The sequence below is a fragment of the Bradyrhizobium sp. 930_D9_N1_4 genome, from assembly GCF_052076015.1.
Classification (GTDB): domain Bacteria; phylum Pseudomonadota; class Alphaproteobacteria; order Rhizobiales; family Xanthobacteraceae; genus Bradyrhizobium.
Genome location: NZ_CP197236.1, coordinates 1,036,221 through 1,061,353 on the forward strand (window position 1 = coordinate 1,036,221; position 25,133 = coordinate 1,061,353).

The 25,133-nt window shown below is 64.3% G+C and carries 25 protein-coding genes and 1 pseudogene; 18 read left to right on the forward strand and 8 right to left on the reverse strand.

Annotation, left to right across the window (positions count from 1 at the left end; genetic code table 11):
• From AB7532_RS04840 to AB7532_RS04875, 8 genes and pseudogenes are all read left to right on the forward strand, one after another.
• Positions 1–870 carry a metal ABC transporter permease gene (locus tag AB7532_RS04840; protein ID WP_441233687.1) on the forward strand — a complete coding sequence of 290 codons (870 nt, stop codon included), beginning with the start codon at positions 1–3 and terminating at the stop codon, positions 868–870.
• 2 nt (positions 871–872) lie between these two features.
• A complete protein-coding gene (locus tag AB7532_RS04845; RefSeq protein WP_441233688.1) occupies positions 873–1,736 on the forward strand; it encodes a metal ABC transporter substrate-binding protein in 864 nt (287 codons plus the stop codon).
• 53 nt (positions 1,737–1,789) lie between these two features.
• Complete coding sequence (locus tag AB7532_RS04850) at positions 1,790–2,833, forward strand: CobW family GTP-binding protein (RefSeq protein WP_441233689.1); 1,044 nt, start codon at positions 1,790–1,792, stop codon at positions 2,831–2,833.
• Entirely contained in the window at positions 2,833–3,852 is a 1,020-nt protein-coding gene (locus tag AB7532_RS04855) for a WD40 repeat domain-containing protein (RefSeq protein WP_441239189.1), read from the forward strand. The genes AB7532_RS04850 and AB7532_RS04855 overlap by 1 nt, the downstream gene beginning before the upstream one ends.
• A 536-nt stretch (positions 3,853–4,388) precedes the next feature.
• Positions 4,389–5,324: pseudogene (locus AB7532_RS04860) on the forward strand (FG-GAP repeat domain-containing protein); the annotation flags it as partial.
• 235 nt (positions 5,325–5,559) lie between these two features.
• Positions 5,560–7,275: a hypothetical protein gene (locus AB7532_RS04865; RefSeq protein WP_441233690.1), complete on the forward strand. Its 1,716-nt coding sequence runs from the start codon at positions 5,560–5,562 to the stop codon at positions 7,273–7,275.
• A 106-nt stretch (positions 7,276–7,381) separates the two neighbouring features.
• On the forward strand, positions 7,382–8,098 hold the full coding sequence (locus AB7532_RS04870) for an MgtC/SapB family protein (protein WP_441233691.1): 717 nt from the start codon (positions 7,382–7,384) through the stop codon (positions 8,096–8,098).
• A 100-nt stretch (positions 8,099–8,198) separates the two neighbouring features.
• Entirely contained in the window at positions 8,199–8,522 is a 324-nt protein-coding gene (locus AB7532_RS04875) for a hypothetical protein (protein WP_441233692.1), read from the forward strand.
• A gap of 24 nt (positions 8,523–8,546) precedes the next feature.
• On the opposite strand, the gene AB7532_RS04880 is transcribed toward AB7532_RS04875, so the two are convergent.
• The 6 genes from AB7532_RS04880 to AB7532_RS04905 all read right to left on the reverse strand — a co-directional run bounded on the left by AB7532_RS04880 (position 8,547) and on the right by AB7532_RS04905 (position 14,513).
• Positions 8,547–9,539, reverse strand: coding sequence for a hypothetical protein (locus AB7532_RS04880; RefSeq protein ID WP_441233693.1), 993 nt, complete (start codon positions 9,537–9,539; stop codon positions 8,547–8,549).
• 153 nt (positions 9,540–9,692) lie between these two features.
• A complete protein-coding gene (locus AB7532_RS04885) occupies positions 9,693–11,135 on the reverse strand; it encodes a homospermidine synthase (protein WP_441233694.1) in 1,443 nt (480 codons plus the stop codon).
• Between the two features lie 53 nt (positions 11,136–11,188).
• Positions 11,189–11,578, reverse strand: coding sequence for a RidA family protein (locus AB7532_RS04890; RefSeq protein WP_441233695.1), 390 nt, complete (start codon positions 11,576–11,578; stop codon positions 11,189–11,191).
• Positions 11,579–11,722: 144 nt separating this feature from the next.
• Positions 11,723–12,310, reverse strand: coding sequence for a GNAT family N-acetyltransferase (locus tag AB7532_RS04895; protein ID WP_441233696.1), 588 nt, complete (start codon positions 12,308–12,310; stop codon positions 11,723–11,725).
• A gap of 130 nt (positions 12,311–12,440) precedes the next feature.
• On the reverse strand, positions 12,441–13,583 hold the full coding sequence (locus tag AB7532_RS04900) for a type III PLP-dependent enzyme (RefSeq protein ID WP_441233697.1): 1,143 nt from the start codon (positions 13,581–13,583) through the stop codon (positions 12,441–12,443).
• Positions 13,584–14,258: 675 nt separating this feature from the next.
• Positions 14,259–14,513: a hypothetical protein gene (locus AB7532_RS04905; protein ID WP_441233698.1), complete on the reverse strand. Its 255-nt coding sequence runs from the start codon at positions 14,511–14,513 to the stop codon at positions 14,259–14,261.
• A 190-nt stretch (positions 14,514–14,703) separates the two neighbouring features.
• On the opposite strand from AB7532_RS04905, the gene AB7532_RS04910 reads away from it, so the two are divergent.
• The 4 genes from AB7532_RS04910 to AB7532_RS04925 all read left to right on the forward strand — a co-directional run bounded on the left by AB7532_RS04910 (position 14,704) and on the right by AB7532_RS04925 (position 19,151).
• Complete coding sequence (locus AB7532_RS04910; RefSeq protein ID WP_441233699.1) at positions 14,704–16,785, forward strand: M3 family metallopeptidase; 2,082 nt, start codon at positions 14,704–14,706, stop codon at positions 16,783–16,785.
• On the forward strand, positions 16,785–17,423 hold the full coding sequence (locus AB7532_RS04915) for a DUF1007 family protein (RefSeq protein WP_441233700.1): 639 nt from the start codon (positions 16,785–16,787) through the stop codon (positions 17,421–17,423). Before AB7532_RS04910 ends, AB7532_RS04915 begins: the two co-directional genes overlap by 1 nt.
• Entirely contained in the window at positions 17,420–18,544 is a 1,125-nt protein-coding gene (locus AB7532_RS04920) for a nickel/cobalt transporter (RefSeq protein ID WP_441233701.1), read from the forward strand. The genes AB7532_RS04915 and AB7532_RS04920 overlap by 4 nt, the downstream gene beginning before the upstream one ends.
• 169 nt (positions 18,545–18,713) lie before the next feature.
• Positions 18,714–19,151 carry an acyl-CoA thioesterase gene (locus AB7532_RS04925; protein ID WP_441233702.1) on the forward strand — a complete coding sequence of 146 codons (438 nt, stop codon included), beginning with the start codon at positions 18,714–18,716 and terminating at the stop codon, positions 19,149–19,151.
• Positions 19,152–19,158: 7 nt separating this feature from the next.
• Here AB7532_RS04925 and AB7532_RS04930 read toward each other — a convergent pair whose 3' ends face one another.
• Complete coding sequence (locus tag AB7532_RS04930; RefSeq protein ID WP_441233703.1) at positions 19,159–19,557, reverse strand: MAPEG family protein; 399 nt, start codon at positions 19,555–19,557, stop codon at positions 19,159–19,161.
• Positions 19,558–19,640: 83 nt separating this feature from the next.
• On the opposite strand from AB7532_RS04930, the gene hemH reads away from it, so the two are divergent.
• The 5 genes from hemH to AB7532_RS04955 all read left to right on the forward strand — a co-directional run bounded on the left by hemH (position 19,641) and on the right by AB7532_RS04955 (position 24,022).
• The gene (gene hemH / locus AB7532_RS04935) at positions 19,641–20,678 is read left to right on the forward strand and encodes a ferrochelatase (protein ID WP_441233704.1); all 1,038 of its coding nucleotides are present in this window, start codon (positions 19,641–19,643) and stop codon (positions 20,676–20,678) included.
• 11 nt (positions 20,679–20,689) lie between these two features.
• Positions 20,690–21,667 carry an ABC transporter substrate-binding protein gene (locus AB7532_RS04940; RefSeq protein ID WP_441239190.1) on the forward strand — a complete coding sequence of 326 codons (978 nt, stop codon included), beginning with the start codon at positions 20,690–20,692 and terminating at the stop codon, positions 21,665–21,667.
• A gap of 117 nt (positions 21,668–21,784) precedes the next feature.
• Complete coding sequence (locus AB7532_RS04945; protein ID WP_441233705.1) at positions 21,785–22,282, forward strand: hypothetical protein; 498 nt, start codon at positions 21,785–21,787, stop codon at positions 22,280–22,282.
• A gap of 237 nt (positions 22,283–22,519) precedes the next feature.
• Positions 22,520–23,524 carry an SPFH domain-containing protein gene (locus tag AB7532_RS04950; protein WP_441233706.1) on the forward strand — a complete coding sequence of 335 codons (1,005 nt, stop codon included), beginning with the start codon at positions 22,520–22,522 and terminating at the stop codon, positions 23,522–23,524.
• A 54-nt stretch (positions 23,525–23,578) separates the two neighbouring features.
• The gene (locus AB7532_RS04955) at positions 23,579–24,022 is read left to right on the forward strand and encodes an NfeD family protein (protein ID WP_254123457.1); all 444 of its coding nucleotides are present in this window, start codon (positions 23,579–23,581) and stop codon (positions 24,020–24,022) included.
• Between the two features lie 124 nt (positions 24,023–24,146).
• Here AB7532_RS04955 and AB7532_RS04960 read toward each other — a convergent pair whose 3' ends face one another.
• Positions 24,147–24,479: a winged helix-turn-helix transcriptional regulator gene (locus AB7532_RS04960; protein WP_441233707.1), complete on the reverse strand. Its 333-nt coding sequence runs from the start codon at positions 24,477–24,479 to the stop codon at positions 24,147–24,149.
• A 71-nt stretch (positions 24,480–24,550) separates the two neighbouring features.
• Between AB7532_RS04960 and AB7532_RS04965 the strand changes: the two genes are divergently transcribed.
• The gene (locus AB7532_RS04965; RefSeq protein WP_441233708.1) at positions 24,551–25,108 is read left to right on the forward strand and encodes a carboxymuconolactone decarboxylase family protein; all 558 of its coding nucleotides are present in this window, start codon (positions 24,551–24,553) and stop codon (positions 25,106–25,108) included.
• The last annotated feature ends 25 nt before the right edge of the window (positions 25,109–25,133 follow it).

Consider the following 25,133-nt stretch of genomic DNA (forward strand, 5'->3'; position numbering starts at 1 on the left):
ATGCTCTATGACGCGCTGATCGGTCCGTTCACCGAATTCGAGTTCATGCGGCGGGCGCTCGCCGCCGTGATCGCGCTGTCGCTGGCGGGCGCGCCGATCGGCGTGTTCCTGATGCTGCGGCGGATGAGCCTCGTCGGCGATGCCATGGCGCATGCGATCCTGCCTGGTGCCGCCGTCGGCTTCCTGCTCTCCGGCCTCAATCTGTTCGCGATGACGGCCGGCGGCCTGATCGCCGGCTTTGCGGTCGCGATCCTCGCCGGCGTGGTCGCGCGCTCGACCGGGCTGAAGGAGGACGCCTCGCTCGCGACCTTCTATCTGGCCTCGCTGGCGCTCGGCGTGACCATCGTCTCGATCAAGGGCACCAATATCGACCTGCTGCACGTGCTGTTCGGCAATATCCTCGCGATGGATGACCAGACGTTGCTGGTGGTCGCCTTCAACGCCACAGTCACGTTGCTGGTGCTCGCGGTGATCTACCGCCCGCTGGTGATCGAGAGCGTCGATCCATTATTTTTGCGCACCGTGAGCCGCGCCGGCGGCCCCGCGCATCTCGCCTTCCTCGCGCTCGTCGTGATCAACCTCGTCAACGGCTTTCAGGCGCTCGGCACGCTGCTTGCTGTCGGCCTGATGATCCTGCCGGCGGGTATCGCACGGTTCTGGTCGCGCGATCTCACCGTCATGATGTCTATCGCTGTTGTCGCCGCGGCGGTCTCGGGCTATGCCGGCCTCGTGCTGTCGTTCCAGACCCGCGTGCCCTCAGGCCCTGCGATCATTCTCGTGGCGACGGTGATCTACATCGTCTCCGTGCTGTTCGGCCGCGTCGGCGGCATTGTCCGGCAGCTGTTTCCAGGCCGGCATCTGGAGGCGTGACGATGCGCGCCCTCCTGCTCTCTGCCTTGCTGCTGTTCGCCTCGCCGCTCCAGGCGGCCGAGCAGCTCAATGTCGTCGCGAGCTTCTCGATCCTTGCCGACTTCGTCCGCAATATCGGTGGTGACCGCGTCAATCTGACGACGCTGGTCGGCCCCGACAGCGACGTCCACGTCTACACGCCGGCGCCGGGTGATGCGAAGCGGGTCGCGAACGCGAAGCTCGTGATCGTCAACGGGCTGGGCCTTGAGGGCTGGCTGCCGCGCCTCGTGCAGTCCGCAGGCAGCAAGGCGCAAATGGTCACCGCGAGTGCCGGTATCACGCCGCTGAAGCTTGGTTCGGCGGCCGATCCCCATGCCTGGCAATCAGTCCCGAATACCAAGGTCTATGTGACCGACATCGCCAACGCGCTGGCCGTCGCCGATCCCGATAATGCGGACTTCTTCCGCGCTCAGGCAAAAGCCTATCTGGAAAAGCTCGAAACGCTGGACCGTGAGGTCCGCGACGCCGTGGCCAAGATCCCGCCCGAGCGGCGCAAGGTGATCTCGACCCACGACGCCTTCGGCTATTTCGCCGCCGAATACGGCGTCCAGTTCGTCGCCCCCTTAGGGGTCTCAACCGAAACCGAGCCCAGCGCGCGGGACATCGCGGCCATTATCGGCCAGATCAGGGCCCAAAAAATCCCGGCCGTCTTCTTGGAAAATATCAGCGACGACCGGCTGATCCGGCGGATCGCGGCCGAGACGGGCGCAAAGGTCGGCGGGACCCTGATTTCGGACGGTTTGACCGGCGAAAAGGGGCCTGCACCCACTTACATTGATATGGTCAGGCACAATATAAAGGCCCTGACCAGCGCGCTTGACCACTAGGGCAGGGGCCACCCCGCCTCGCGTCGCGCGACAAGCCCGAAGTCGGAGTTGTTATGTCTGAAGCGACCTCCCAGAAGATTCCCGTGACCGTCCTGACCGGCTATCTCGGTGCCGGCAAGACCACGCTCTTGAACCGCATCCTGTCGGAAAATCACGGCAAGAAATACGCCGTCATCGTCAACGAATTCGGCGAGATCGGCATCGACAACGACCTCATCATCGGCGCCGATGAGGAAGTGTTCGAGATGAACAACGGCTGTATCTGCTGCACCGTGCGCGGCGACCTCGTCCGCATCATGGACGGGTTGATGAAGCGCAAGGGCAAGTTCGACGCCATCATCGTCGAGACCACCGGCCTTGCCGATCCGGCGCCGGTCGCCCAGACCTTCTTCGTCGACGAGGACGTGCAGAAGAACGCGCGCCTCGACGCGGTGGTCACGGTCGCCGACGCCAAATGGCTGTCCGACCGTCTCAAGGACGCGCCCGAGGCCAAAAACCAGATCGCGTTTGCCGACGTCATCGTGCTGAACAAGACCGATCTCGTCACCAAGCCCGAACTCGCCGAAGTCGAAGCCCGCATCCGCGCCATCAACCCCTATGCCAAGCTGCACCGGACCGAGCGCTGCTCGGTGGCGCTGGCCGACGTGCTCGATCGCGGCGCGTTCGACCTCGACCGCATTCTCGACATCGAGCCTGATTTCCTGAATGCCGATGATCATGACCACGATCATGATCATCACGGCCACGACCATCATCACCACCATGATCATGGTCACGGCCTGAAGCACTATCACGACGAGGACATGCAATCGCTGTCGCTCAAAACCGACAAGCCGCTCGATCCGAACGTCTTCATGCCCTGGCTCCAGAATTTGGTGCAGGTCGAGGGCGGCAAGATTCTGCGCTCCAAGGGCATCCTCGCCTTCCACGACGACGACGACCGCTACGTGTTCCAGGGCGTCCACATGATGCTGGAGGGTAACCACCAGCGGAAGTGGAAGGACGGCGAGGCGCGCCAGAGCCGCCTCGTCTTCATCGGCCGCGAATTGCCGGAAGAGCTCATTCGCACCGGCTTCGAGAGCTGCATCGTCTCGTGATGAAAGAGTTTACGCCGGCTCCCGATTCCGCCTCGATCGTCTCCGTCACCGATCGCGTCAAGCCGCTTGCGCTCGGCATGGGCGTGACCTCGGTGCACTTCCTTGGGCCCCGCGCCGCTTTCGTCGGCGCCGAGGAGAACGTCGCTTTCGCCGATGCCAAGGGCGAGATCTCCACGGTCGCCGTGCACAGCGGCGGCATTCTCTCGACCGCCTCCGATGGCAAGCGCCTCATCATGGGCGGCGACGACGGCAAGGTCGTCTCGCTCGATGCCAAGGGTGAAGTGACGCTGCTCGCCACCGATCCGAAGCGGCGCTGGATCGACGCGGTGGCGCTGCACGCCGATGGCGCCTTCGCGTGGTCGGCCGGCAAGGTCGCGACCGTCAAGAGCGGCAAGCAAGAGGAGAAGTCGCTCGAGGTGCCCTCGACCGTCGGCGGTCTCGCGTTTGCGCCGAAGGGCCTGCGGCTCGCGATCGCGCATTACAATGGCGCGACGCTGTGGTTTCCGAACATGGAGGGCTCGGCCGAATTCCTGCCCTGGGCTGGCTCGCATCTCGGCGTCACCTTCAGCCCGGACAATAAATTCCTGGTCACGACGATGCATGAATCGGCGCTGCATGGCTGGCGGCTCGCCGATAACCGGCACATGCGCATGACCGGTTATCCCGGTCGTGTCCGCTCGATGTCCTGGAGCGCGGGCGGCAAGGGGCTGGCCACGTCAGGCGCCGACACCGTCATCATCTGGCCGTTCGCCAGCAAGGACGGCCCGATGGGCAAGGAGCCCGCGATGCTCGCGCCGCTCCAGGCCCGCGTATCGGTGGTCGCCTGCCATCCGAAAAATGACATTCTCGCCTGCGGCTACAGCGATGGCACGGTGCTGATGGTGCGCCTCGAAGATGGCGCCGAGATCCTGGTCCGCCGTAACGGCACGCCGCCGGCGGCTGCGATCGCCTGGAACGCCAAGGGCACGCTGCTGGCGTTTGCCGACGAGAACGGTGACGGCGGACTGCTGGAGTTGTGAGGCGCGCCGTCCACAGCCTCTCCCATTATGTTATTTGTTGTTAACTCGTAACATAACCGACAAGCAGCCCCTGTAGGGTCGCGGATGTAGAGCGCACGGCGTGCAATTTCGAATTGTTGCCGCGCGATCAGTTGCGCCTGGCGTCGGCTTGTCCGGCGACGGTGCGCAATTCGAATCCTCGCATCAAGGCGCCACGCCAGGGAATCCCCATGCCACTCATCCCCGTTCTTCCGACGCTCGTCAGCATCACCGGCACCGATCCGTCGTCGACCGACGCGTCCGTCGTGCACTACACTGTCACCTTTTCGAAGCCGGTGTCCGGCGTCACGGCCGACCAGTTCACCCTCGCCACGACGGGAAGCATCAACGGCGCTGGCATCACGGACATCACGCCGGTGGCTGGCAGCAACGGCGCGAGCTACACGGTCACGGTCAACACCGGCTCGGGCAGCGGTTCGCTGGGGCTGCAACTGACCGGCACCAATGTGCACGATTCCAGCGGCTATTATGTCGGACCATTCCAGTCCGAAACGCAGATGGCCGGCCCGCGCTTCAGCATCATCAACACGGCGGCGGTCGGCGACGTCAACGGCGATGGCAAGCAGGATATGGTGTATATCCGAACCGTCAGCGCTTCCGCATACTTTCTCGATGTCAGGACCAATGACGGCACGGGCCAGTTCACGCAAACCTCGCTGACCGGAGCTTCGGAGCTGGAATCGTCGATTCGGCTCGGCGACGTCAACGGCGACGGCAAGCTGGACGTCCTGATGGGCAACATCTTCACCGGGACCCTGGACGTCAGGCTGGGCAATGGCAACGGCACGTTCGCGGCGGCGACGAAGTATGCGACGGGTGGCAGTACTGGCGGCAATATCAGGGCGTTTGCCGACTTCAATGGCGACGGCAAGGCCGACGTGATCATCTCGAACAACATCGGCACGTCGCTGCTGCTCGGTAACGGCGATGGCTCTTTCGGATCGCCCGTTGCCACGAATGCCTCCAACGCCTTCGCGAGCGGAGATTTCAACGGCGATGGAAAGATCGATCTGCTCGTGCAGGACTCGTCAAGCTCGCCGGTTGTCGTGCGGCTTGGCAACGGGGACGGCACGTTCCAATCTCCGATCACAGCCGGCGCCTCATCTAGAACGATCAGCGGCGACTTCAACGGCGACGGCAAGCTTGATCTCGCACTCGGAACCAACAACTCCATTGCGATCCTGCTCGGCAACGGCGACGGCACTTTCGCATCGCCCCAGACCTTCCTGACGCCGGCACCCATCTGGAACTTGGCAGCCGCGGACTTCAATGGCGACGGCAAAACGGACCTCGCCGTGGTCGCTACCAGCAACAATACGCTGTCGACCTTCTATAGTCGCGGTGACGGCACGTTCGGCCCGGCGGTGACGTTGCCGCTCGCTTCGGGCGCCAACGGAATCACCGTCGGTGATCTCAATGGAGACGGAAAAGCCGACGTGGTGGTGGAGTGGACAACGAGCAACTCCTCGACCGGCGAGGATGTTTTCCTCACCGCGCCGAATTCGACCACCACGCAATATACGATCAGCCGCACGCCTCCGGCTCTGGACCATCATCGATGCGGACGTAACCCCGGGCTCCGACGGCAACAATTACATCAACGCGGCGCATTTCCACGCCGGGGCCACGACCCTGTCGGGCAGCGGCAACGCCGGAGATACCATCACGGTGACGAACGCGGGCGACAATTCCGTCGTCGGCGTCACGGCGGTCGGCAGCGACGGCAACTGGAGCCTCGGCGTCTCCGGCCTGCAGGACGGCTCGACCTACAGCTACATCGCCACCGCGACGGATGCGTTGGGCCAAAGTGTGTCCGGGCCGGCCTTCACTTTCGCAGTCGATATCACGGCTCCCGGACTTGCGATCACCGGTATTGCGAATCATGACTCCACGTCCAATCTGGTCGACATCCAGGGGACACTCGATCTCGCCGACGCGCCGGCGACGCTGACGCTGTCGTTCGGCTTGACCGATATCGCCGTCACCAGCAGCGACGGCAGCTGGCACGTGGATAGCCTGTTTCCTGCATCTGGGCTTTCCTATGCGACGGCCAGTCTGCGCGACGCAGCCGGCAATATCGGCGTATCGCAGGCCATCCCCTTCGTTTACGGCTACGCGATGCCCAGTGGCACCACCCTTGCGAATGCGATCGTCGTGGCGGCGCCATTCTCCGCCTTCCCGCCGAGCGTCACGGTCGGCACCGGGGCGACCCTGGTCGCGGCGACGGTTCTTCGCAACGGCGTCGAAGATGACTACGGCATTTCGATCGGATCGGTGGTCAAGAGCGGCGGCGTGCAGCACGTTAACGGCGTCGGCACAAGCGCGGCGACGATCGAAGCCGGCGGCTATCAGGACATTGGCGCCCGCAGCCCCGGCCTCGCGACCGATACAGTCCTGTACGGCTCACAATACGTCTTCGGCGGCGGCACCGCGGCTCATACCATCGTCAAGGCGGGAGCCAGCCAGTTCGTTTCCAGCTTCGGCCATGCAACCGACACGGTGGTCGAACTCTCGGGCGTTTCGCAGATCGGCGTGAGTGCGGACGAGCACGGCGCGACCATCTTCGGTACGCAATATCTCAACGGCAGCAGCTTCGATGCGACCATTGGTGCGGGCGGCGTTCAGTACGACTACGGCACCTCGCGCGGCGCCCTCGTCCAGAGCGGCGGCGTCCAGCATGTCTATCAGAACGGCACTGCCGATGGCGCCAACGTTGCGGCGGGCGGCTACCAGGATGTCTATCAGGGCACCGTCACCAATACCGTGCTCGACGGTAGCCAGCAGGTGCTCGCCGACGGCCACGCCGAAGGCACGACCATCAATGCCGGCGGCCGGCAGTATGTCGGCTCGGGCGGCGCGGCCACTTCCACGACGATCGCAGCCGGGGGCTTCCAGTATGTCGATGTTGGCGCTACCGACAGCGGCGCGACGATCGATGGCGGCTGGCAATATGTCGCGGGCTCGGCAACTGGTGCGATCGTCAGCGGTCTCGGCCAACAGGACGTCGCCGCCGGGGGCACGGCCACCAACTCGCATCTGGATGGCGGCACCGAGCATGTCTATGCCGGTGGCACCGCCCAGAACGTCGATTTCGACGGTTCTGCCGGCTCGACGCTGGTGCTCGACGCCCCAGTGGGGCTGATCGGCACGATCGCCAATTTCGGCAGCGACGACTACATCGACTTCCGCAACACCGTGATCTCCAGCGTCGATGTCGACGGCGCCAACAACCTGACGGTCACGACCGACGGCGGCCAGAGCTACTCCTGGGCGCTGCTCGGGCAGTACGCGGCCTCGTCCTTCGTGCTGGCGTCCGACGGCAACGGCGGCACGGCGCTGAGCTATGTGCCGCAACAGCAGACCCTGCTCGCGGCTGCGCACTGACGCGAACGACCCGGGCGGGCACCGGCTTCCACAGGAGCCGATGCCCGTTCAAATTGACCTCGTCGGCACTCTCGCATAGATCGTTTGCCAACCCATGCGAGGGACTATGCGGTTTCTGACGACCTTCCAACTTGCCGACTTCGCGGACACGCTGGTCAGCCTGACCACGGCCTTCGTGCTGGGCACGCTGATCGGCGCCGAGCGGCAGTATCGCCAGCGCACCGCGGGCCTGCGCACCAATGTGCTGGTCGCGGTCGGCGCGGCCGCCTTCGTCGACCTCGCCATGCATCTCGACGGCGCCGACGGCGCGGTGCGGGTGATCGCCTATGTCGTCTCGGGCATCGGCTTTCTCGGTGCCGGCGTCATCATGAAACAGGGCATGGACGTTCGCGGGCTCAACACCGCCGCGACGCTGTGGGCCTCGGCCGCGGTCGGCTCCTGCGCCGGGGCCGACATGGTCGCGCAGGCGACGGCGCTGACCGTGTTCGTCATCGCCGGCAACACCATGCTGCGCCCGCTGGTCAACGCCATCAACCGCATCCCGCTGAACGAGAAGGCGTCGGAGGCGACCTACTACTTCAAGCTTGCGGTCGTGGCGGACGCCTTGCCCGATATGCGCGACCGTCTCGTCGACAAGCTCGAGGCCGCGAAATATCCGGTGGCTGATGTCAGCGTGGTCGAAATCGGCGAGGACATGCTGGAGATCGTCGCCAAGCTGGTCGCGACTGCGGTCGACCCGAACGAGCTGAACGTGGTAGCGACTGATTTGCAGCATCTGCCCGGCGTGCGTCACGCGACGTGGGAAGTCAGCACCACGGAGTAGCGCGGCGTTTTGGCACGCAAACGGGCGGTTCCCGCGTCACAGGGGGCGGAACCGCAGCCGTGCGACTTCGTTGATCCCGCGGACAAATGCGGTGATCGACATGACCAGCAATGACAAGCGCAGACTGAAACTGGACTTCATGATTGCCTGCTCGCTGTTTGCGGCCGGCATCGTGATCTCAGGCGTCTCGATCGCGCAGATCCGCGCCGAGGGCCGGGTGCAGCTGGCGCAGGCGACGCCGCCGCTCCAGGGCACGCCGTCCGACGATCAGAACAAGCCAGCGGAAGCCAAGCCCGGAGGCGACCGGCCGACCACGCCCGCACCGGAGCCCGCGCGCCCCGATCCGCAGACGCAGGGCGCGGCCAAGCCGGCATTGCCGCCGGCACCTGCCGAGAAGATCGCGCCGCCGATCAAGGAGAAGTAACGTCCGTCGTCGTCCGCCGGAATGTTATTTTTTCAGGGCGTTCATGGCGTCAAATGCCTCGTTTGCGGGACCCAGCCTTTCATAGATTGCGGCCGAATCGCTCATCACCTGGAAGACTCGCTGTGCGTCCGCGTTGCTCTCCTTGCCGCTGAACGCCGCGAGACCGGCCAGGGCGACCAGGTAGTTTCCGAAGGCTGTCCGTTCCGCAATGAGCCGCGATTTGAGACGAGGCGTGCGCTCAAAGAAATCGGAGACGGTCTTCCTGATGCCTTCGTCCTGCACAGATAGCGAGCTTAACGACCACATGGCCGTCGCCAGCGTAAGAACGCGAAGTAGCTTCGCCGGATCGGATTTGCACTGGTATCTCTCGCAACCTGCCTGCATCGTGACCGCTGTCCGCCCCTCCGGGGTGAGATCGGGACCAAATTTGCCAATCATCAGGCCGATCCGCATGCCATCGCTCGCCATTGCGTCGTCCGCGCTGGCATAATTGTCGAGAATTCGCCGGATCAAGGCTGTGTCGCCCGAGGCCAAGTAGGCTCCGGTCAGGATGTCGTTGTCGGCTGGCGTCGCAAACGGCTTGATCTGTTCCAGCGGCACAATTGGTGTGGCGTGCAGCCTGTTCACCAGGTCCGAGAGATTGTTGGAGGCCGCAAATGTCTGCGCCTCAGTCGTCAAACCAGCCCTGTACAGGCCCACAAGCATGATCGACTTCGTATAGTTCGACGCTTCCGATTTGAGCAGGCGGGCGCGAGAAGGTTGATCTCTAAAGATCTGCGCCAGAAACCCGATGATCGTATTGGGATCCTGCTTATTCGTTTCTTGCAGTTCGGCGAGCGTCTGCTCCACACAGGCCAACGACTTCGAGCGGTAGTAGGGCGCTATGCACTCCCGATCGATGGCGAAGGCGATGTTGGAGCAGAAAAGCGCTGGCATCAGCGCGCCAACGACTGCCGCTAGAATTCGGATGCGACGGCTGCAAGCTTTCAACGGGCGGGCGGGCGGGGTGCGGTGCATGACGTGTCCATTCCAAATGAAGCGCCCATCCGGGGCACCGTTGAAATGATACACGTCTTAGTTGCCAAGTGTAGCGGTTATGCAACTGAGGCGGCCGGTGTCACCATAGGTGCTGTCGCGCCGCCCCGGAATGACCAGTCGCGAGACCCCGCCTCACCGCACCAGAATATTCCGGAACTGCCAGGGATCGCTGGTGTCGATGTCCTCCGGAAACAGTCCCGGACGATCCGTCAGCGGCGTCCAGTCGGTGTAGAAACCCCTCACCGGGCCGAGATAGGGCAGCTGGATTTCCAGCAAGCGATCGAAATCCATCTCGTCGGCTTCGACGATGCCTTCGTTCGGGTTCTCCAGCGCCCACACCATGCCGCCGAGCACGGCGGAGGTCACCTGCAGGCCGGTCGCGTTCTGATAGGGCGCAAGCGCGCGGGTCTCTTCGATGGAGAGCTGCGAGCCGTACCAATAGGCGTTGTTGTCGTGGCCGAACAGCAGCACGCCGAGCTCGTCGATGCCGTCGACGATCTCGTTCTCGTCGAGGATGTGGTGCTTCTCCTGCATCTTCGCGGCGCGGCCGAACATTTCATGCAGCGACAGCACGGCATCGTCGGCCGGATGATAAGCATAGTGGCAGGTCGGCCGGTAGACCGCCGTGCCCGCTGCGTCACGCACTGTGAAGTAATCGGCGATCGAGATCGATTCGTTGTGGGTGACGAGGAAGCCATATTGCGCGCCGCGGGTCGGGCACCAGGTGCGCACGCGCGTATTGGCGCCGGGCTGCATCAGATAGATCGCAGCGCCGCAGCCGGCCTGGTGGGTGTGCGCATTCTCGGGCATCCATTTTTCATGGGTGCCCCAGCCGAGTTCGGACGGCTGCACGCCTTCCGACAGGAAGCCTTCCACCGACCAGGTGTTGACGAACACGTCAGGCTCCTTTGGCGTCTTGGAGCGCTGCGTGTCGCGTTCGGCGATGTGGATGCCCTTGATGCCGGCCTGCCGCATCAAATCCGCCCATTCGGCCTTGGTCTTGGGCTTGGGGGCATTGAGCTTCAGATCGGCGGCGACATTGAGCAGCGCCTGCTTGACGAAGAAGGAGACCATGCCGGGATTGGCGCCGCAGCAGGAGACGGCCGTCGTCGAGCCCTTAGGCCGCGCCTTCTTGGCGGCCAGCGTCACTTCGCGCAAGGCGTAGTTGGAGCGCGCTTCCGGGCCCTTCGAGGAATCGAAATAGAAGCCGAGCCAGGGCTCATTGACGGTGTCGATATAGAGCGCGCCGAGCTCGTTGCAGAGCTCCATGATGTCGGTCGAGCCGGTGTCGACCGAGAGATTGACGCAAAAGCCCTGGCCGCCGCCTTCGGTCAGCAGCGGGGTCAGCAATTCGCGATAATTGTCTTTTGTCACGGCCTTCTGGATGAAGCGCACATTCTGCTTCTCGCAATGCGCCTTGCGACCCTCGTCCTTGGGATCAATCACGGTGACGCGCGACTTGTCGTAGTCGAGATGCCGCTCGATCATCGGCAACGTGCCTTTGCCGATGGAGCCGAAGCCGACCATGACGATGGGACCGGTGATCTTCGCGTAGATCTGCGAGGCGGGGCTCATGGGATGGTTTCTCCGGAAAGTGCTGGTGGATGGATCAGGCGCTGCGGCGCTTTTCAGACGCTGCGGCGCTTGGCGGTGACTTCGATCTCGACCTTCATCTCGGGCTTGTAGAGCGCCGGGACGGCGAGAAGCGTTGCGGCCGGGCGGATGTCGCCGAGGACTTCGCCGCAAACCGCGAAGTGGGCGTCCGCATCCTTGATGTCGGTGAGGTAGTAGGTCACGCGGACGATGTCGGCCATCTCGAAACCGCCCTCCTTCAGGGCAGCTTCGATGGTCTTGAAGCAGTTGCGTGACTGGCTCGTGACATCGGCCGGCATGGTCATCGTCGTGTAGTCGTAGCCGGTGGTTCCCGCGACGAAGGCGAACTCGCCATCGATCACGGCGCGGCTGTAGCCGGCGGTCTTCTCGAACGGGGAGCCGGTGGAGATCAGGCGACGGGACATGGGTTCGGCCTCGACTGAAACGGGGAATTTCGTGGGGTTAAAGGGCGTTTCCGGGGTTCGCGCAACCCCAACGAATAGAGGCTGGCGCAGGCGCGGCCGGGCGTTGCCGCTTAATGCGGCTTGGGTCGCCTTGATGGGGATCCCTTAGGCCGCTTGCGCTTGGAGGCCGCGAACCGACCTCCGTTTGGGCAAGGCCGCTCCGGTCGGAACGATCATCCCGGTGGCGCCATCGAGCGCGCCGTCGGTGAACTCGATCGCGAGCAGGCGGTCGCGCTCGAACGGGCCGGGCAGCGACAGCGCGCCGGTGTTCTCGGCCGAGAAACCGATGCGGGCATAATAGCGGGCATCGCCGAGCAGAATCACGGCGGCATGCCCGCGCGCCCGGGCGGCGGCCAGCGCTTGTTGCATCAGCGCGGCGCCGATCCCGAGCTCGCGGCAGGCAGGGTCCACCGCCAAGGGTCCGAGGACCAGAGCGGGCCTCCCTCCGGCGCTGACGTGCCACAGCCGCACGGTTCCCACGAGTGTCCCCTCGCGCACAGCCGACAGGGCAAGGCCTGCGGCTGGTGCGCGTCCGTCGCGCAGGCGCTGGCAGGTGCGGCCATGGCGGTTCTCGCCAAAGCTTGCATCCAGCAGCGCTTCACGCATCGCAACGTCGGCAGCACGCTCCGCACGGATCGCGAACGGAGCGGCATTCGAAGTGAGGGCAACCTGTGTATTCCGATGAGCAGTCATGGCGCGTCAGTCCCCGCTTGAACCCGCGTGCGAGAAGCACGCCGGCTCAAGACGTCGTCAGATCGAAATGATGGGTAAGGAGCCGGCAAGCCGGCTCCCGGGTTCGTCAGGCCTCAGAAATAGAGGCTGCCTAGATGTGGTACGTCTTCAGCGGCGGGATGCCGTTGAACGCCACCGCCGAGTAGGTCGACGTATACGCGCCGGTGCCTTCGATCAGCAGCTTGTCGCCGATCTCCAGCGTGACGGGAAGCGGATACGGGCTCTTCTCGTACAGCACGTCGGCGCTGTCGCAGGTCGGACCCGCGAGCACGCACGGCGTCATGTCCGCGCCGTCATGTGGCGTGCGGATGGCGTAGCGGATCGACTCGTCCATCGTCTCGGCGAGACCGCCGAACTTGCCGATGTCCAGGTAGACCCAGCGCACCTCGTCCTCGTCGCTCTTCTTCGAGATGAGCACGACTTCGGATTCGATGATGCCGGCGTTGCCCACCATGCCGCGGCCCGGCTCGATGATGGTCTCCGGAATCTGGTTGCCGAAATGCTTGCGCAGCGCGCGGAAGATCGAACGGCCGTAGGTGACGACCGGCGGCACGTCCTTCAGGTACTTGGTCGGGAAGCCGCCGCCCATGTTGACCATGGTCAGGTTGATGCCGCGCTCGGCGCAGTCGCGGAACACCTGCGAGGCCATCGCCAGCGCACGGTCCCACGCCTTCACCTTGCGCTGCTGCGAGCCGACATGGAACGAGATGCCGCACGGCTCCAGGCCCAGGCGCTTGGCGACGTCGAGCACGTCGACGGCCATTTCCGGGTCGCAGCCGAACTTGCGCGACAGCGGCCACTCGGCGCCGGCGCAGTCATAGAGAATGCGGCAGAACACCTTCGCGCCGGGAGCGGCACGGGCGATCTTCTCGACTTCGGCGGTGCAGTCGACCGCGAACAGCCGAATGCCGAGCGCGAAGGCGCGCGCGATGTCGCGCTCCTTCTTGATCGTGTTGCCGAAGGAGATGCGGTCGGGCGTAGCTCCGGCGGCCAGCGCCATTTCGATCTCGGCAACCGTCGCGGTGTCGAAGCAGGAGCCCATGGACGCGAGCAGCGAGAGCACTTCCGGCGCCGGGTTCGCCTTGACGGCATAGAACACGCGACTGTCGGGCAGCGCCTTGGCGAAGGTCTGGTAATTGTCGCGCACGACCTCGAGGTCGACCACGAGGCACGGCTCGGTGTCCTGGCCCTCGCTGCGGCGGTTGCGCAGGAATTCCTGAATACGTTCGGTCATAGCACTCTCCCAAACGGCCCAGCGACGGGGATCCGTTCAAAAAAATTGCGTCGGATAAGAGCTCTCCGGCCAGATCGCGCGATGGAGGCGCGACGAGCCAAAGACTCAGATCAGACTGTGCTGCCGTGGATTGGTTGGGAATTTCCCGCCCGCACACCTGGCAATGAAGGACAAGCCTTTTCAGTAGCCCGCGCCGGCGTTGGAATGCCGGTAGAGACCAAAAAAGCCCGATCCGTCGTTGCTTTAAGTCGCGTCCCCCGTTGAGAGCGGGGTGCGCCGGTTCGCCTCCGGCTGCCAGTCACGGTTGCAAAAAGTGAAGTCACCTTCGACAAGGCATCTCTTTGAGAGAGATGCTGGACGCTCCGGGTTTGCTTCGTCGTCCAACCTCTCGGTCTTTCGACTTCCGCACTTCCGAAGAGCCCCTCGGCTTCTTCACCCCTTGGCGGCTGTCCGGCCTCTTGTCCGGATACCTACCGACTGACACACGACCACAGGCACGTGCGAAATTGGGCAAGAGCGCACATAAGCGTTTTGACTCTGCTTCGCAAGAATTTTTTTAGGCTGCGGACAGAATTGCCTAACATCTGCTTGCGCAGTGTTGCGCGAGCGCAGCGGAAGATGAACAGGCGTTAAGTTTTTAAGCGTGTTGCGCGCGTGTCTCGCGCGCGAGACGCGTCAGCCGCGCTTGGTGAAGGGCTCGACGCGCTGGGCGGCGCGAATGAAGGCCGTCATCACGAGCACGCCGAGTGCGAACAGCACCGCCTGGAGGATGTGCGTGCCCTGTTCGCCGAGCCCGAACAGGATCGCGAGCGCCCAGCCGCCGGCAAACGCCGCGCCGAACACCTCGGCGCCGATCAGGATCGCGGCGCTGATCACGGTGATGACGCTCGACCAGACGATCTGACGGGAGGACGAGGAGGGCGCGTTCATGAGCTCAGGGATCCCAAGGCTTCGAGGTAAGGCTTCGAGGCAAGGCTTCGAGGCAAGGCTTCGAGGCAAGGCTTCGAGGGCCGCAATCTCCTCGAAAAGGCGGCCGGGAGCAAGGGCAAATGGCCCAAAAAAGCCCCATCGCGTGCTATAGCTGGCCCCAACAAATCAGGCTCAAAAAACGAGACCAGCGATGTCAGACCCCCGCCAAACTACGGACTCCGAGACCAATCCGCTGCTGAAGGCCTGGGTGACGCCGTTCGCGACCCCGCCGTTCGACGAGATCAAGCCGGAGCACTTCCTGCCGGCCTTCGAGCAGGCCTTCGCCGACCACTCCGCCGAGATCGCGGCGATCACCAACGATCCGGCGGCCGCCGACTTCGCCAACACCGTCACGGCGCTGGAGCGCTCCGGCAAGCTGCTGAACAAGGTCGCGGCTGTCTTCTACGACCTCGTCTCGGCGCATTCCAACCCGGCCATTCTGGAGATCGACAAGGAAGTCTCCTTGCGGATGGCGCGGCACTGGAATCCGATCATGATGAACGCCGTGCTGTTTGGTCGCATCGCCCATCTGCACGAGAACCGCGCCGCGCTCGGTCTCAGCCCCGAGCAGCTCCGCTTGCTGGAGCGGACCTACACCCGCTTCCACCGCTCCGGCGCCGGCCTCTCCGAGGAGGCCAAGACGCGCATGGCCGAGATCAACGAGAAGCTCGCCCAGCTCGGCACCGGCTTCAGCCACCATCTGCTCGGCGACGAGCAGGAGTGGTTCATGGAGCTGGGGGAGGCCGACCGCCAAGGGCTGCCGGAGAGTTTCGTCGCAGCCGCCAAGGCTGCGGCGGAAGAACGCGGCATGGAAGGCAAGGCCATCGTGACGCTGTCGCGCTCCTCGACCGAGCCGTTCCTGAAGAGCTCGGCCCGGCGCGACCTCCGCGAGAAGGTCTACAAGGCTTTTACGGCGCGCGGGGACAACGGAAATTCCAACGACAACAACGGCACCATCGTCGATATCCTGAAGCTGCGCGAAGAGAGCGCCAAGCTGCTGGGCTATCCGACCTTCGCCGCCTACCGGCTCGAAGATTCCATGGCCAAAACGCCGGACGCGGTGCGTGGCCTGCTCGAGCGGGTCTGGAAGCCGGCTCGCGCGCGGGCGCTCGCCGATCGCGACGAGATGCAGGCGCTGATCACGGAAGAGGGCGGCAATTTCAAGCTTGCCCCCTGGGACTGGCGTTTCTATGCCGAGAAGCTCCGCCTCCAGCGCGCCAATTTCGACGATTCCGCGATCAAGCCGTATCTCACGCTCGATCACATGATCGCCGCCGCCTTCGACTGCGCCACGCGCCTGTTCGGCATCACCTTCGCCGAGCGCAAGGACGTGCCGGCCTGGCACCCCGACGTCCGGGTCTGGGAGGTGAAGGGGCCGGACGGCAAGCACAAGGCGCTGTTCTACGGCGACTACTATGCCCGGCCGTCGAAGCGCTCCGGCGCCTGGATGACGTCACTGCGCGACCAGCAGAAGCTCGACGGCGAGATCGCGCCGCTCGTCATCAATGTCTGCAACTTTGCCAAGGGCGCCAATGGCGAGCCCTCACTGCTCTCGCCCGACGATGCCCGCACACTGTTCCACGAGTTCGGCCACGGCCTGCACGGCATGCTTTCCAACGTGACCTATCCGTCGCTGTCGGGCACCTCCGTGTTCACCGACTTCGTCGAGCTGCCGTCGCAGCTCTACGAGCACTGGCAGGAGCGGCCCGAGGTGCTGCAGCAGTTCGCCCGCCACTACCAGACCGGCGAGCCGCTGCCTGATGACCTGTTGCAAAGGTTCCTCGCCGCGCGAAAATTCAACCAGGGCTTTGCCACGGTCGAGTTCGTGTCCTCGGCCCTGGTCGATCTCGAATTCCACACCCAGCCGGCTTCGGCCGCGCAGGATGTCCGCGCGTTCGAGAAGAAGGAACTGGAAAAGATCGGCATGCCCGAGGAGATCTCGCTGCGTCACCGGCCCACCCAGTTCGGCCACATTTTCTCCGGCGATCACTATGCCGCGGGCTATTACAGCTACATGTGGTCGGAGGTGATGGACGCCGACGCCTTCGGCGCGTTCGAGGAAGCCGGCGACATCTTCGATCCCGCGGTGGCAAAACGCCTGCACGACGACATCTACTCGTCGGGCGGATCGGTCGATCCGGAGGCCGCCTACGAGGCCTTCCGCGGCCGCCCGCCCGAGCCCGACGCGCTGCTGCGCCGCCGCGGTCTGCTCGATGGCGCCAAGGCGGCCTGATGGGCATGCGCGCCCTGTTCGGACTGCTGCTCGCCGCCGGATTTACGCTTGCGGCGGGCGCGGCGCGTGCGCATCCGCATGTCTGGATCACCGCGACCAGCGAGCTGCTCTATGCGGCGGATGGCACCATCACCGGGGTGCGCCACGCCTGGACCTTCGACGACATGTTCTCGACCTATGCCGTGCAGGGGCTTGAGAGCAAGACCAAGGGCGCCTTTACCCGCGAGGAGCTCGTGCCGCTGGCGCAGACGAATGTCGAATCGCTGAAGGAATACGCCTACTTCACCTTCGCGCGAGCGGACGGCAAGAAGGAGCGTTTTAACGAGCCCGTCGACTACTTCCTCGACTACAAGGATACGGTGCTGACCCTGCACTTCACCTTGCCGTTGAAGACCCCGGTCAAGCCCAGGCAACTGGTGCTCGAAGTGTTCGATCGCTCCTACTTCATCGACTTCCAGATGGCCAAGGACAATCCGGTCAAGCTGGTCGGCGCGCCCGCCGGCTGCCAGATCAAGCTCGATCGGCCGAGCGACGGCTCCGCCACCGCCCAGAAGCTCAATGAGCAGACTTTCCTGAACGGCGAGAATTCGAATTTCGGCATGATGTTCGCCAACAAGATCACGGTGGATTGCCCTTGAAGCCGCAACTCTCTCCTCTCACGCGCGGGCTGCTGGCCTGCGCTGCGGTCGTCCTGGTCATCGGCGCGGTCGACGCCGCGCTTCACGATCTCCTCGCGCAAAACCCGTTCGGCGCCCCGCGCCCCGCGCAGGCGGTTGAGCCCGAGGCCGGCGGGATCATCGGCTGGCTGCTGGCCAAGCAGTCGGAATTCTATCGGCAGATGTCATCGACCATCCGCGCCGCCAAGACCGACGGCTCGGCGGTGTGGACGTTGCTCTTCATCTCGTTTGCCTACGGCATCTTCCACGCCGCGGGGCCCGGCCACGGCAAGGCAGTGATCGCCTCCTATCTCGTCGCCAACCGCGAGACCGCGCGGCGCGGCATCGCGCTGTCGTTCGCCTCGGCGCTGATGCAGTCGCTGGTCGCGATCCTGATCGTCGGCATCTCGGCCTGGGTGCTGAATGCCACGGCGAAGACCATGTGCAAGGCGGAGGGCGCGATCGAGATCGCGAGCTATGGCCTGATCGCGCTGTTCGGCCTGCGGCTGGTCTGGGTCAAGGGCCGCACCTTCATCCGCGCGCTCCAGGCGGCCCAGCCGGTGCCGGCCATCGCGGGCGTGCCGCACGACCATCATGATCATGGCCATCACCATCATCATGATGCGCATGAGCACGACGGTCACGATCATCATCACCACGGTCATGACCACGCGCACGCGCATCATCCCCACGGGCACGATCACGTCCACGACGAGCATTGCGGCCATTCCCACGGTCCCAGCCCGAGCGAGCTCGCCGGCCCCGGCGGCTGGCGGCGCGGGTTCGCTGCGATCCTGACCGTCGGCATCCGCCCCTGCTCGGGCGCGATCCTGGTGCTGGTGTTCGCGCTGGCCCAGGGCCTGTTCTGGGCCGGCATCGCCGCGACCTTCCTGATGGGCCTCGGCACCGCGATCACGGTCGCGGCCATCGCTGTGATCGCCGTCTCCGCCAAGGACGTCGCCGCCCGCCTCAGCGCCGGCCGCGACGGCGGCGGCGCGCTGTTCATGCGCGGCATCGAATTCGGCGCAGCCGCCCTCGTGCTGCTGTTCGGCGCGGGGCTGTTGTTCGGCTACATCGCGGCCGAGCGGACGACGTGTTTTTGAGGGGCATCAGCGCTTCGTGGCGCTGGTTGGGTACGACCGTCGTACATCTTGCTCCGTCATTGCGAGCGTAGCGAAGCAATCCAGAATTTGTCGGCAGCGGCAGCCTGGATTGCTTCGTCGCTTCGCTCCTCGCAATGACGAGACTGAAATATCTTGGTCGGGGGATTCCATGTCGCGCGAAAACTTCTGGTTCTTTCATCCGTTCCGGGTGCGCTATTCCGAGATCGATGGCCAGGGCGTCGTCTTCAACGCGCACTACCTCACCTATTTCGACACGGCCATCACCGAGTATTTCCGCGCGCTGGGCTTTGACCAATATGCGGATGCGCAGGCGAGCGGTATCGACTTCCACGTCGTCAAATCTGTCATCGAGTACAAGGCGCCTGTCAGGTTCGACTGGGAGCTCGACGTCGGCGCGCGCGTGGCGCGGATCGGCAATTCGAGCCTCGTCTTCGAACTCGCCATTTTTCTGAAAGGCGGCACGGATGCGCTGGTGACCGGCGAGATCGTGTGGGTCTACACCAACCAGCAGACCCATCGTCCGGTCACGATCCCGGCATCGATACGGGAACTGATCGCGACGCGGGAGCGTCATCTTCCGGCGTGAGGCCGCCTCACACCGGCAGAAACTGCTTCAGCGCCGGCATGAAGAAGATCCCGAGATTGATCGCGAAGCCGATGCTGAACAGGATCGAGCGCAGCGTCGGGCGGTTGCCGAGATAGGTCAGCACATAGGCGATCCGCACGATCAGGAACAGCACGGCGAGCTCGTCGATCAGCCGCTGCGGCGCATCCCGGAATTCGGCAAGAAGCACGGCGAAGGCGAAGAACGGAAAGGTCTCGATGCCGTTCTGGTGGGCGCCGAGCGCACGTTGTGCGAGAGCGTCCTCGAAAAAGGCGGGGTCGCGCGGCCGGGAATTGTCGAACGTGCGAAACCTGATCCATTTGACCGCGACGATCGTAGATAGATAAAGCAGCAACGCTCCAAATACGCAGCATTCCGCGAGTGTCATCAGCCCCTCCCCGCTTGGGTGCGACCCTAGCGAAATCCGCCTCATCTTGACAAGTTCTGAGCAACGCGCGACCCAACGGTACCATGACGATTGTAGCTCCCATCGCGACCGCGAAGCCAACCGTGCAGTCCAGCCCGAAGCGGGTCGGCGTGCTCCTGGTCAATCTCGGCACGCCCGATACGGCCGACGCGCCCGGCGTGCGGGTCTACCTCAAGGAGTTCCTGTCGGACGCCCGCGTCATCGAGGACCAGGGCCTGATCTGGAAGCTGGTGCTGAACGGGATCATCCTGCGCAGCCGTCCCCGCACCAAGGCGCTCGACTACCGAAAGATCTGGAACACCGAGAAGAACGAGTCGCCGCTGAAGACCATCACGCGATCGCAGAGCGACAAGCTCGCCGCCGCGCTGTCGGACCGCGACCATGTCGTGGTGGACTGGGCGATGCGCTACGGCAATCCCTCGATCAGATCCGGCATCGATGCGCTGATCGCGAAGGGGTGCGACCGCATCCTCACCGTCCCGCTCTATCCGCAATATTCCGCCCCGACCTCGGCGACCGTCTGCGACGAAGTGTTCCGCGTGCTCGCCCGCCTGCGCCACCAGCCGACGCTGCGCGTGACGCCGCCTTATTACGAGGACGAGACCTATATCGAGGCGCTCGCCGTCTCGATCGAGACGCATCTGGCGAGCCTGCCGTTCAAGCCGGAGCTGATCGTCGCCTCTTTCCACGGCATGCCGAAATCCTATGTCGACAAGGGCGATCCCTATCAGGAGCAGTGCGTCGCGACCACCGAGGCGCTCCGCCGCCGGCTCGGCATGGACGACACAAAGCTGCTGCTGACCTTCCAGTCGCGCTTCGGCAATGACGAGTGGCTGCAGCCCTACACCGACAAGACCATGGAGCGGCTGGCGAAGGAGGGCGTGCGCCGCATCGCGGTGGTGACGCCGGGCTTTTCCGCCGACTGCCTAGAGACGCTGGAAGAGATCGCGCAGGAGAATGCCGAGATCTTCAAGCACAATGGCGGCGAGCAGTTTTCCGCGATCCCCTGTCTCAACGACAGCGATCCCGGCATGGACGTGATCCGGACGCTGGTGCTGCGCGAGCTTCAGGGCTGGATTTGATGGCGTCTCCCATGAACCGCCGCGAGATATTGGCGCTTCTTGGGATGATCGCCGCGTGGCCGGCTTCCGCATGGGCGCAGCAGCCGAATGCAACGCGCCGGCTCGGCGTGCTCTCGGTGACGGCGGCTGACGACGAGATCGGGCAGGTTCGCAGCAGAATCCTCGCCGAAGCTCTTGCCGCCCATGGCTGGAAGGAGCACGGCAATCTCAAGGTCGATTGGCGCAGCGGCGCCGGCGATCGCGACCGCATCGCGCGGCTCGCCGACGAGTTGATCGCGCGCAAGCCCGATATCCTGCTCGCGGTCGGTACGCCGTCAGTGGAAGAGCTGCGCCGGCGCACCACGACGATCCCGATCGTATTCGCCGTCGTCACCGATCCCGTCAGCCAGGGCTTTGTCGAAAATCTCGCGCATCCCGGCGGCAACGTCACCGGCTTCACCGATTATGACGGCCCGCTCGCCGGCAAATGGCTGGAGATGCTGACGCAGGTCACGCCGAACGTGTCCCGCGTCGTCGTCGTCTACAATCCCGCCACCGCACCGTTCGCGCCCCTGATGCTGCGCACGGTCGAGGATGCCGCGCGGACGCTTCATGTGACGGTCGAGGCTGCGCCGGTTCATGACACGGCGTCGATTGCCGCGCTGGCGTCGCGGAAAGATTGCGGCCTGCTGATCCTGCCGGACTTCTTCACCATGGCCAATCGCACGCATCTGCTGGCTGCGATCGGCGAAGCGCGCGTGCCGGCGGTGTTCTGGAGCCGCACCTTCGTCGACGAGGGCGGGCTGATGTCCTACAGCACCGACAGCGCCGAGCAGGTCCGTCGCGCCGCCTCCTATATCGATCGCATCCTGAAGGGAGCCCAGGCGGCCGACCTGCCGGTCCAGAACCCCACCAAGTTCGAGCTCACGATCAACCTGAAGACGGCGAGGGCGATCGGGCTGACGATATCGCCCTCGCTGCTTGCGATCGCCAACTCCGTGGTTGAATAATATCGCCGGCGCTACCCTCCTTCTGGAGAAGGTCGCAATGGTCTGACATAATGGTGACGGGGAGTCTGTCGCCATTGGTAATCGCGGCAGGCAGCATCAAGCGGCGGGTTTCTGTCAATGCGTGGATGGGTATTTGTCGTTGTCGCGGCCTGCGCGCTCGCGGGCTGCAACACGACCGGGGACCTTGCGTCGACCATGTATCCGGAAGCGGTGCGGGCCGGCGGTGCCGTCAAGAGCGATACGGCCATCCTGCTTGTCGGCAACGGCGGTAGCGAGACGATCAACTATCTTCAGTTTGTCCACAGCGGCTTTCCCGCAATCAATGCGCGCGGGATCAGCCTCGCTCCGGACGGCTTTGTTGCGATCCCGGTCGCTGTCGGAACGACAGGGCTCGAGCTGCAGAACTATACGACGACGGGCCGTCCGGGCACCTATCTCCCGAACGGCGTGTCGATGGGATTTGTGCCAGTGCATACGCCTAGGATCGATATTCCTTCCCTGGATTGTATTACGTGGCGACCGTCTTCCCGGGACAGCAACGCAATTTCGAGGCGAGGCCGACGGCCGTTCAACTGGCGAAGCTGCGAAAGGAGCGGCCCGAGCTCGCCGGGCTGAAGGCGGTGAATTTTGCATGGTCCAACTAGGACACTGTCGTCGCTAGGTTGCGGCCGTGCCGTTTCAAGGCCATCCCGCAAATACATAATCGTGAGCGTTCCCTCTCCGTGCGTCTTGTGCAGAATCGCACCCGTACCGACGTTGAGTCGTGACCGCTGAACCCTTGAGGTCACGAACCCGACCAATGACAGCGCGGGAAGGGCTTTTTTCCCGGCCTTTTCCCGCCTTGGAGGACATATGAGCGGTTTCGACATTTTCGCGATTGTTCTGGTCTTGCTCGTCATCGTCACGCTGGTCGCCGGCGTGAAGACGGTGCCGCAGGGCTATGACTGGACCATCGAGCGCTTCGGCAAATACACCCAGACGCTGAGCCCCGGGCTCAACCTAATCGTGCCCTATTTCGATCGCGTCGGGCGCAAGATCAACATGATGGAGCAGGTGATCGACATTCCCGAGCAGGAGGTCATCACCAAGGACAACGCCACCGTGACGGTGGATGGCGTCGCCTTCTATCAGGTGTTCGATGCCGCGAAAGCGAGCTACGAGGTCTCCAACCTGACGCAGGCCGTGACCGTTCTGACCATGACCAATATCCGCTCGGTGATGGGCTCGATGGATCTCGACCAGGTGCTGTCGCATCGCGACGAGATCAACGAGCGCCTCTTGCGCGTCGTCGATGCCGCGGTCTCGCCCTGGGGCCTCAAGGTCAATCGCATCGAGATCAAGGACATCGTGCCGCCGGCCGATCTCGTCGAAGCCATGGGCCGGCAGATGAAGGCCGAGCGCGTCAAGCGCGCCGACATTCTCGCCGCCGAGGGCCAGCGCCAGTCGGAAATCCTGCGCGCCGAGGGCGCCAAGCAGGGACAGATCCTGCAGGCCGAAGGCCGCAAGGAAGCCGCGTTCCGCGACGCCGAGGCCCGCGAACGATCCGCGGAGGCCGAGGCCAGGGCGACGCTTGTGGTGTCGGAAGCCATCGCCAAGGGCGACGTTTCCGCGTTGAACTATTTCATCGCCGACAAGTATATCAAGGCGTTCGGGCAGCTGGCCGACTCACCGAACCAGAAGATCATCATGCTTCCGGTCGAAGCGATGAGCATGCTGGGCTCGCTCGCGGGCATCGGCGAGATCGCCAAGGCAACGTTCGGTGAAAGCGCGGCGTCCGCCGCTGCTGCCGCCCGTCGCGGCGGCTCGGTGCCGACGACCGGCAGCACGCCGCCGGCGGTGCCGCCGCGGCAGGGTTAGTATCAGCGCGTGCCCTTCCGATAAGGGCATGCGGCAATTTTTAGAGGTCGTGTCATGACCGACATGTTCGTATCGCTCGGCACCTGGAACTGGCTGATCTTCGGCTTCATCCTGATGGCGCTGGAGGTGCTGGCGCCGGGCATCTTCCTGTTCTGGCTCGGGCTCGCCGCGCTGCTGGTCGGCCTGATCTCGTTCACTGTCGCGATCTCCTGGCAGATCCAGCTGGTGATGTTCGCGGTGTTCGCCGCTGCCGCCGTGCCGGTGTGGCGGCGCCTCGCCCGGCCGAAGCTCGATGCCAGCGCCAGCCCCTTCCTCAACAAGCGCACTGAGGCGCTGCTCGGGCGCGAGTTCACGCTCGAGAAGCCGATCATCGACGGCAGCGGCACCGTCCGCATCGGCGACACGGTGTGGCGCGTCGCGGGGCCGGATACGCCGGCGGGAACAAAGGTGAAGGTGGTGCAGGTCGACGGTGCGAACCTGACGGTGGCGGCGGCGTAGCTGGCGCCTTTGGCCCGCCGTCATTGCGAGCGCAGCGAAGCAATCCAGACTCTTTCCGCGGCGGCAGTCTGGATTGCTTCGCTGCGCTCGCAATGACGAGTTCGTTGAGACGGTGTCGCCACACTCAGGCGCCGCGCTTGCTGCTCCACTTCTCCGCAAACCGGTGCAGCGGCATGACCATCTCGCACAAGTCCCGCCCCAGCGGCGTCAGCCCGTAACCTCCGCCGTCGCCCAACTCGACGAACCCTGCCTCGCGCAACTCCGTCAGCCGTGCTTGTAGCACCGTCGGTGAGGCCTCGTCGCAGGCCGTGCGTAAGGCGCGGGAGGTGAGGGGCGCATCGCGCAATTCCCACAGGATCCTCAGGCTCCAGCGCCGGCCCAGCAGATCGAGCAGTGCCATGATCGGCCGTCCCGTCCGCGATCCCCGGACGTTCGCTGGTGCTGCCTGCCTTGCCATCGCCGCCTCTTGCGTCTTGCTACGGATAATGTAGCATATTGCTACGATTAATGTAGCAATGGAAGTCGCCGATGTCCCAGGCCACACCGCGCATCGCCCCGCTCGAGGCGCCTTATCCCCCGGAGATACAGCAGCAATTTGACCGCATCATGCGCGGCGCGCCGCCATTGGTGCTGTTCCGTGTGATGGCGGGCCACGCCCGCGCCTGGGACAAGTTTCGTGCCGGCGGGCTGCTCGATCCGGGCCCGCTGTCGCTCCGCCAGCGCGAGATCGTCATCGACCGCACCTGTGCGCTGAATGAATGTGAATATGAATGGGGCGTGCATGTCGCGGTCTTTGCCGGGCCGGCAAAACTCACCGAGGACGAAGTGCGCGCCACCGTGCAGGGCGATGCAACATCTACATGCTGGTCGCCAGCCGAGCAGGCGCTGATCGCGGCCGTGGACGCGCTGCACATCCGCGCGACGTTTGACGACGCCGAATTCGCCGCGCTCTCGGCACATTACGATGAAGCGCAGGTCCTGGAGATCATGCTGCTGTGCGGCTTCTATCGTACGGTGTCGTATCTGGCGAACGGGCTGCGGTTGCCGCTGGAGGAGAAGGCAGCGCGGTTTCCGGCGCCGGTCTAACCGCCCGTCATTGCGAGCGCAGCGA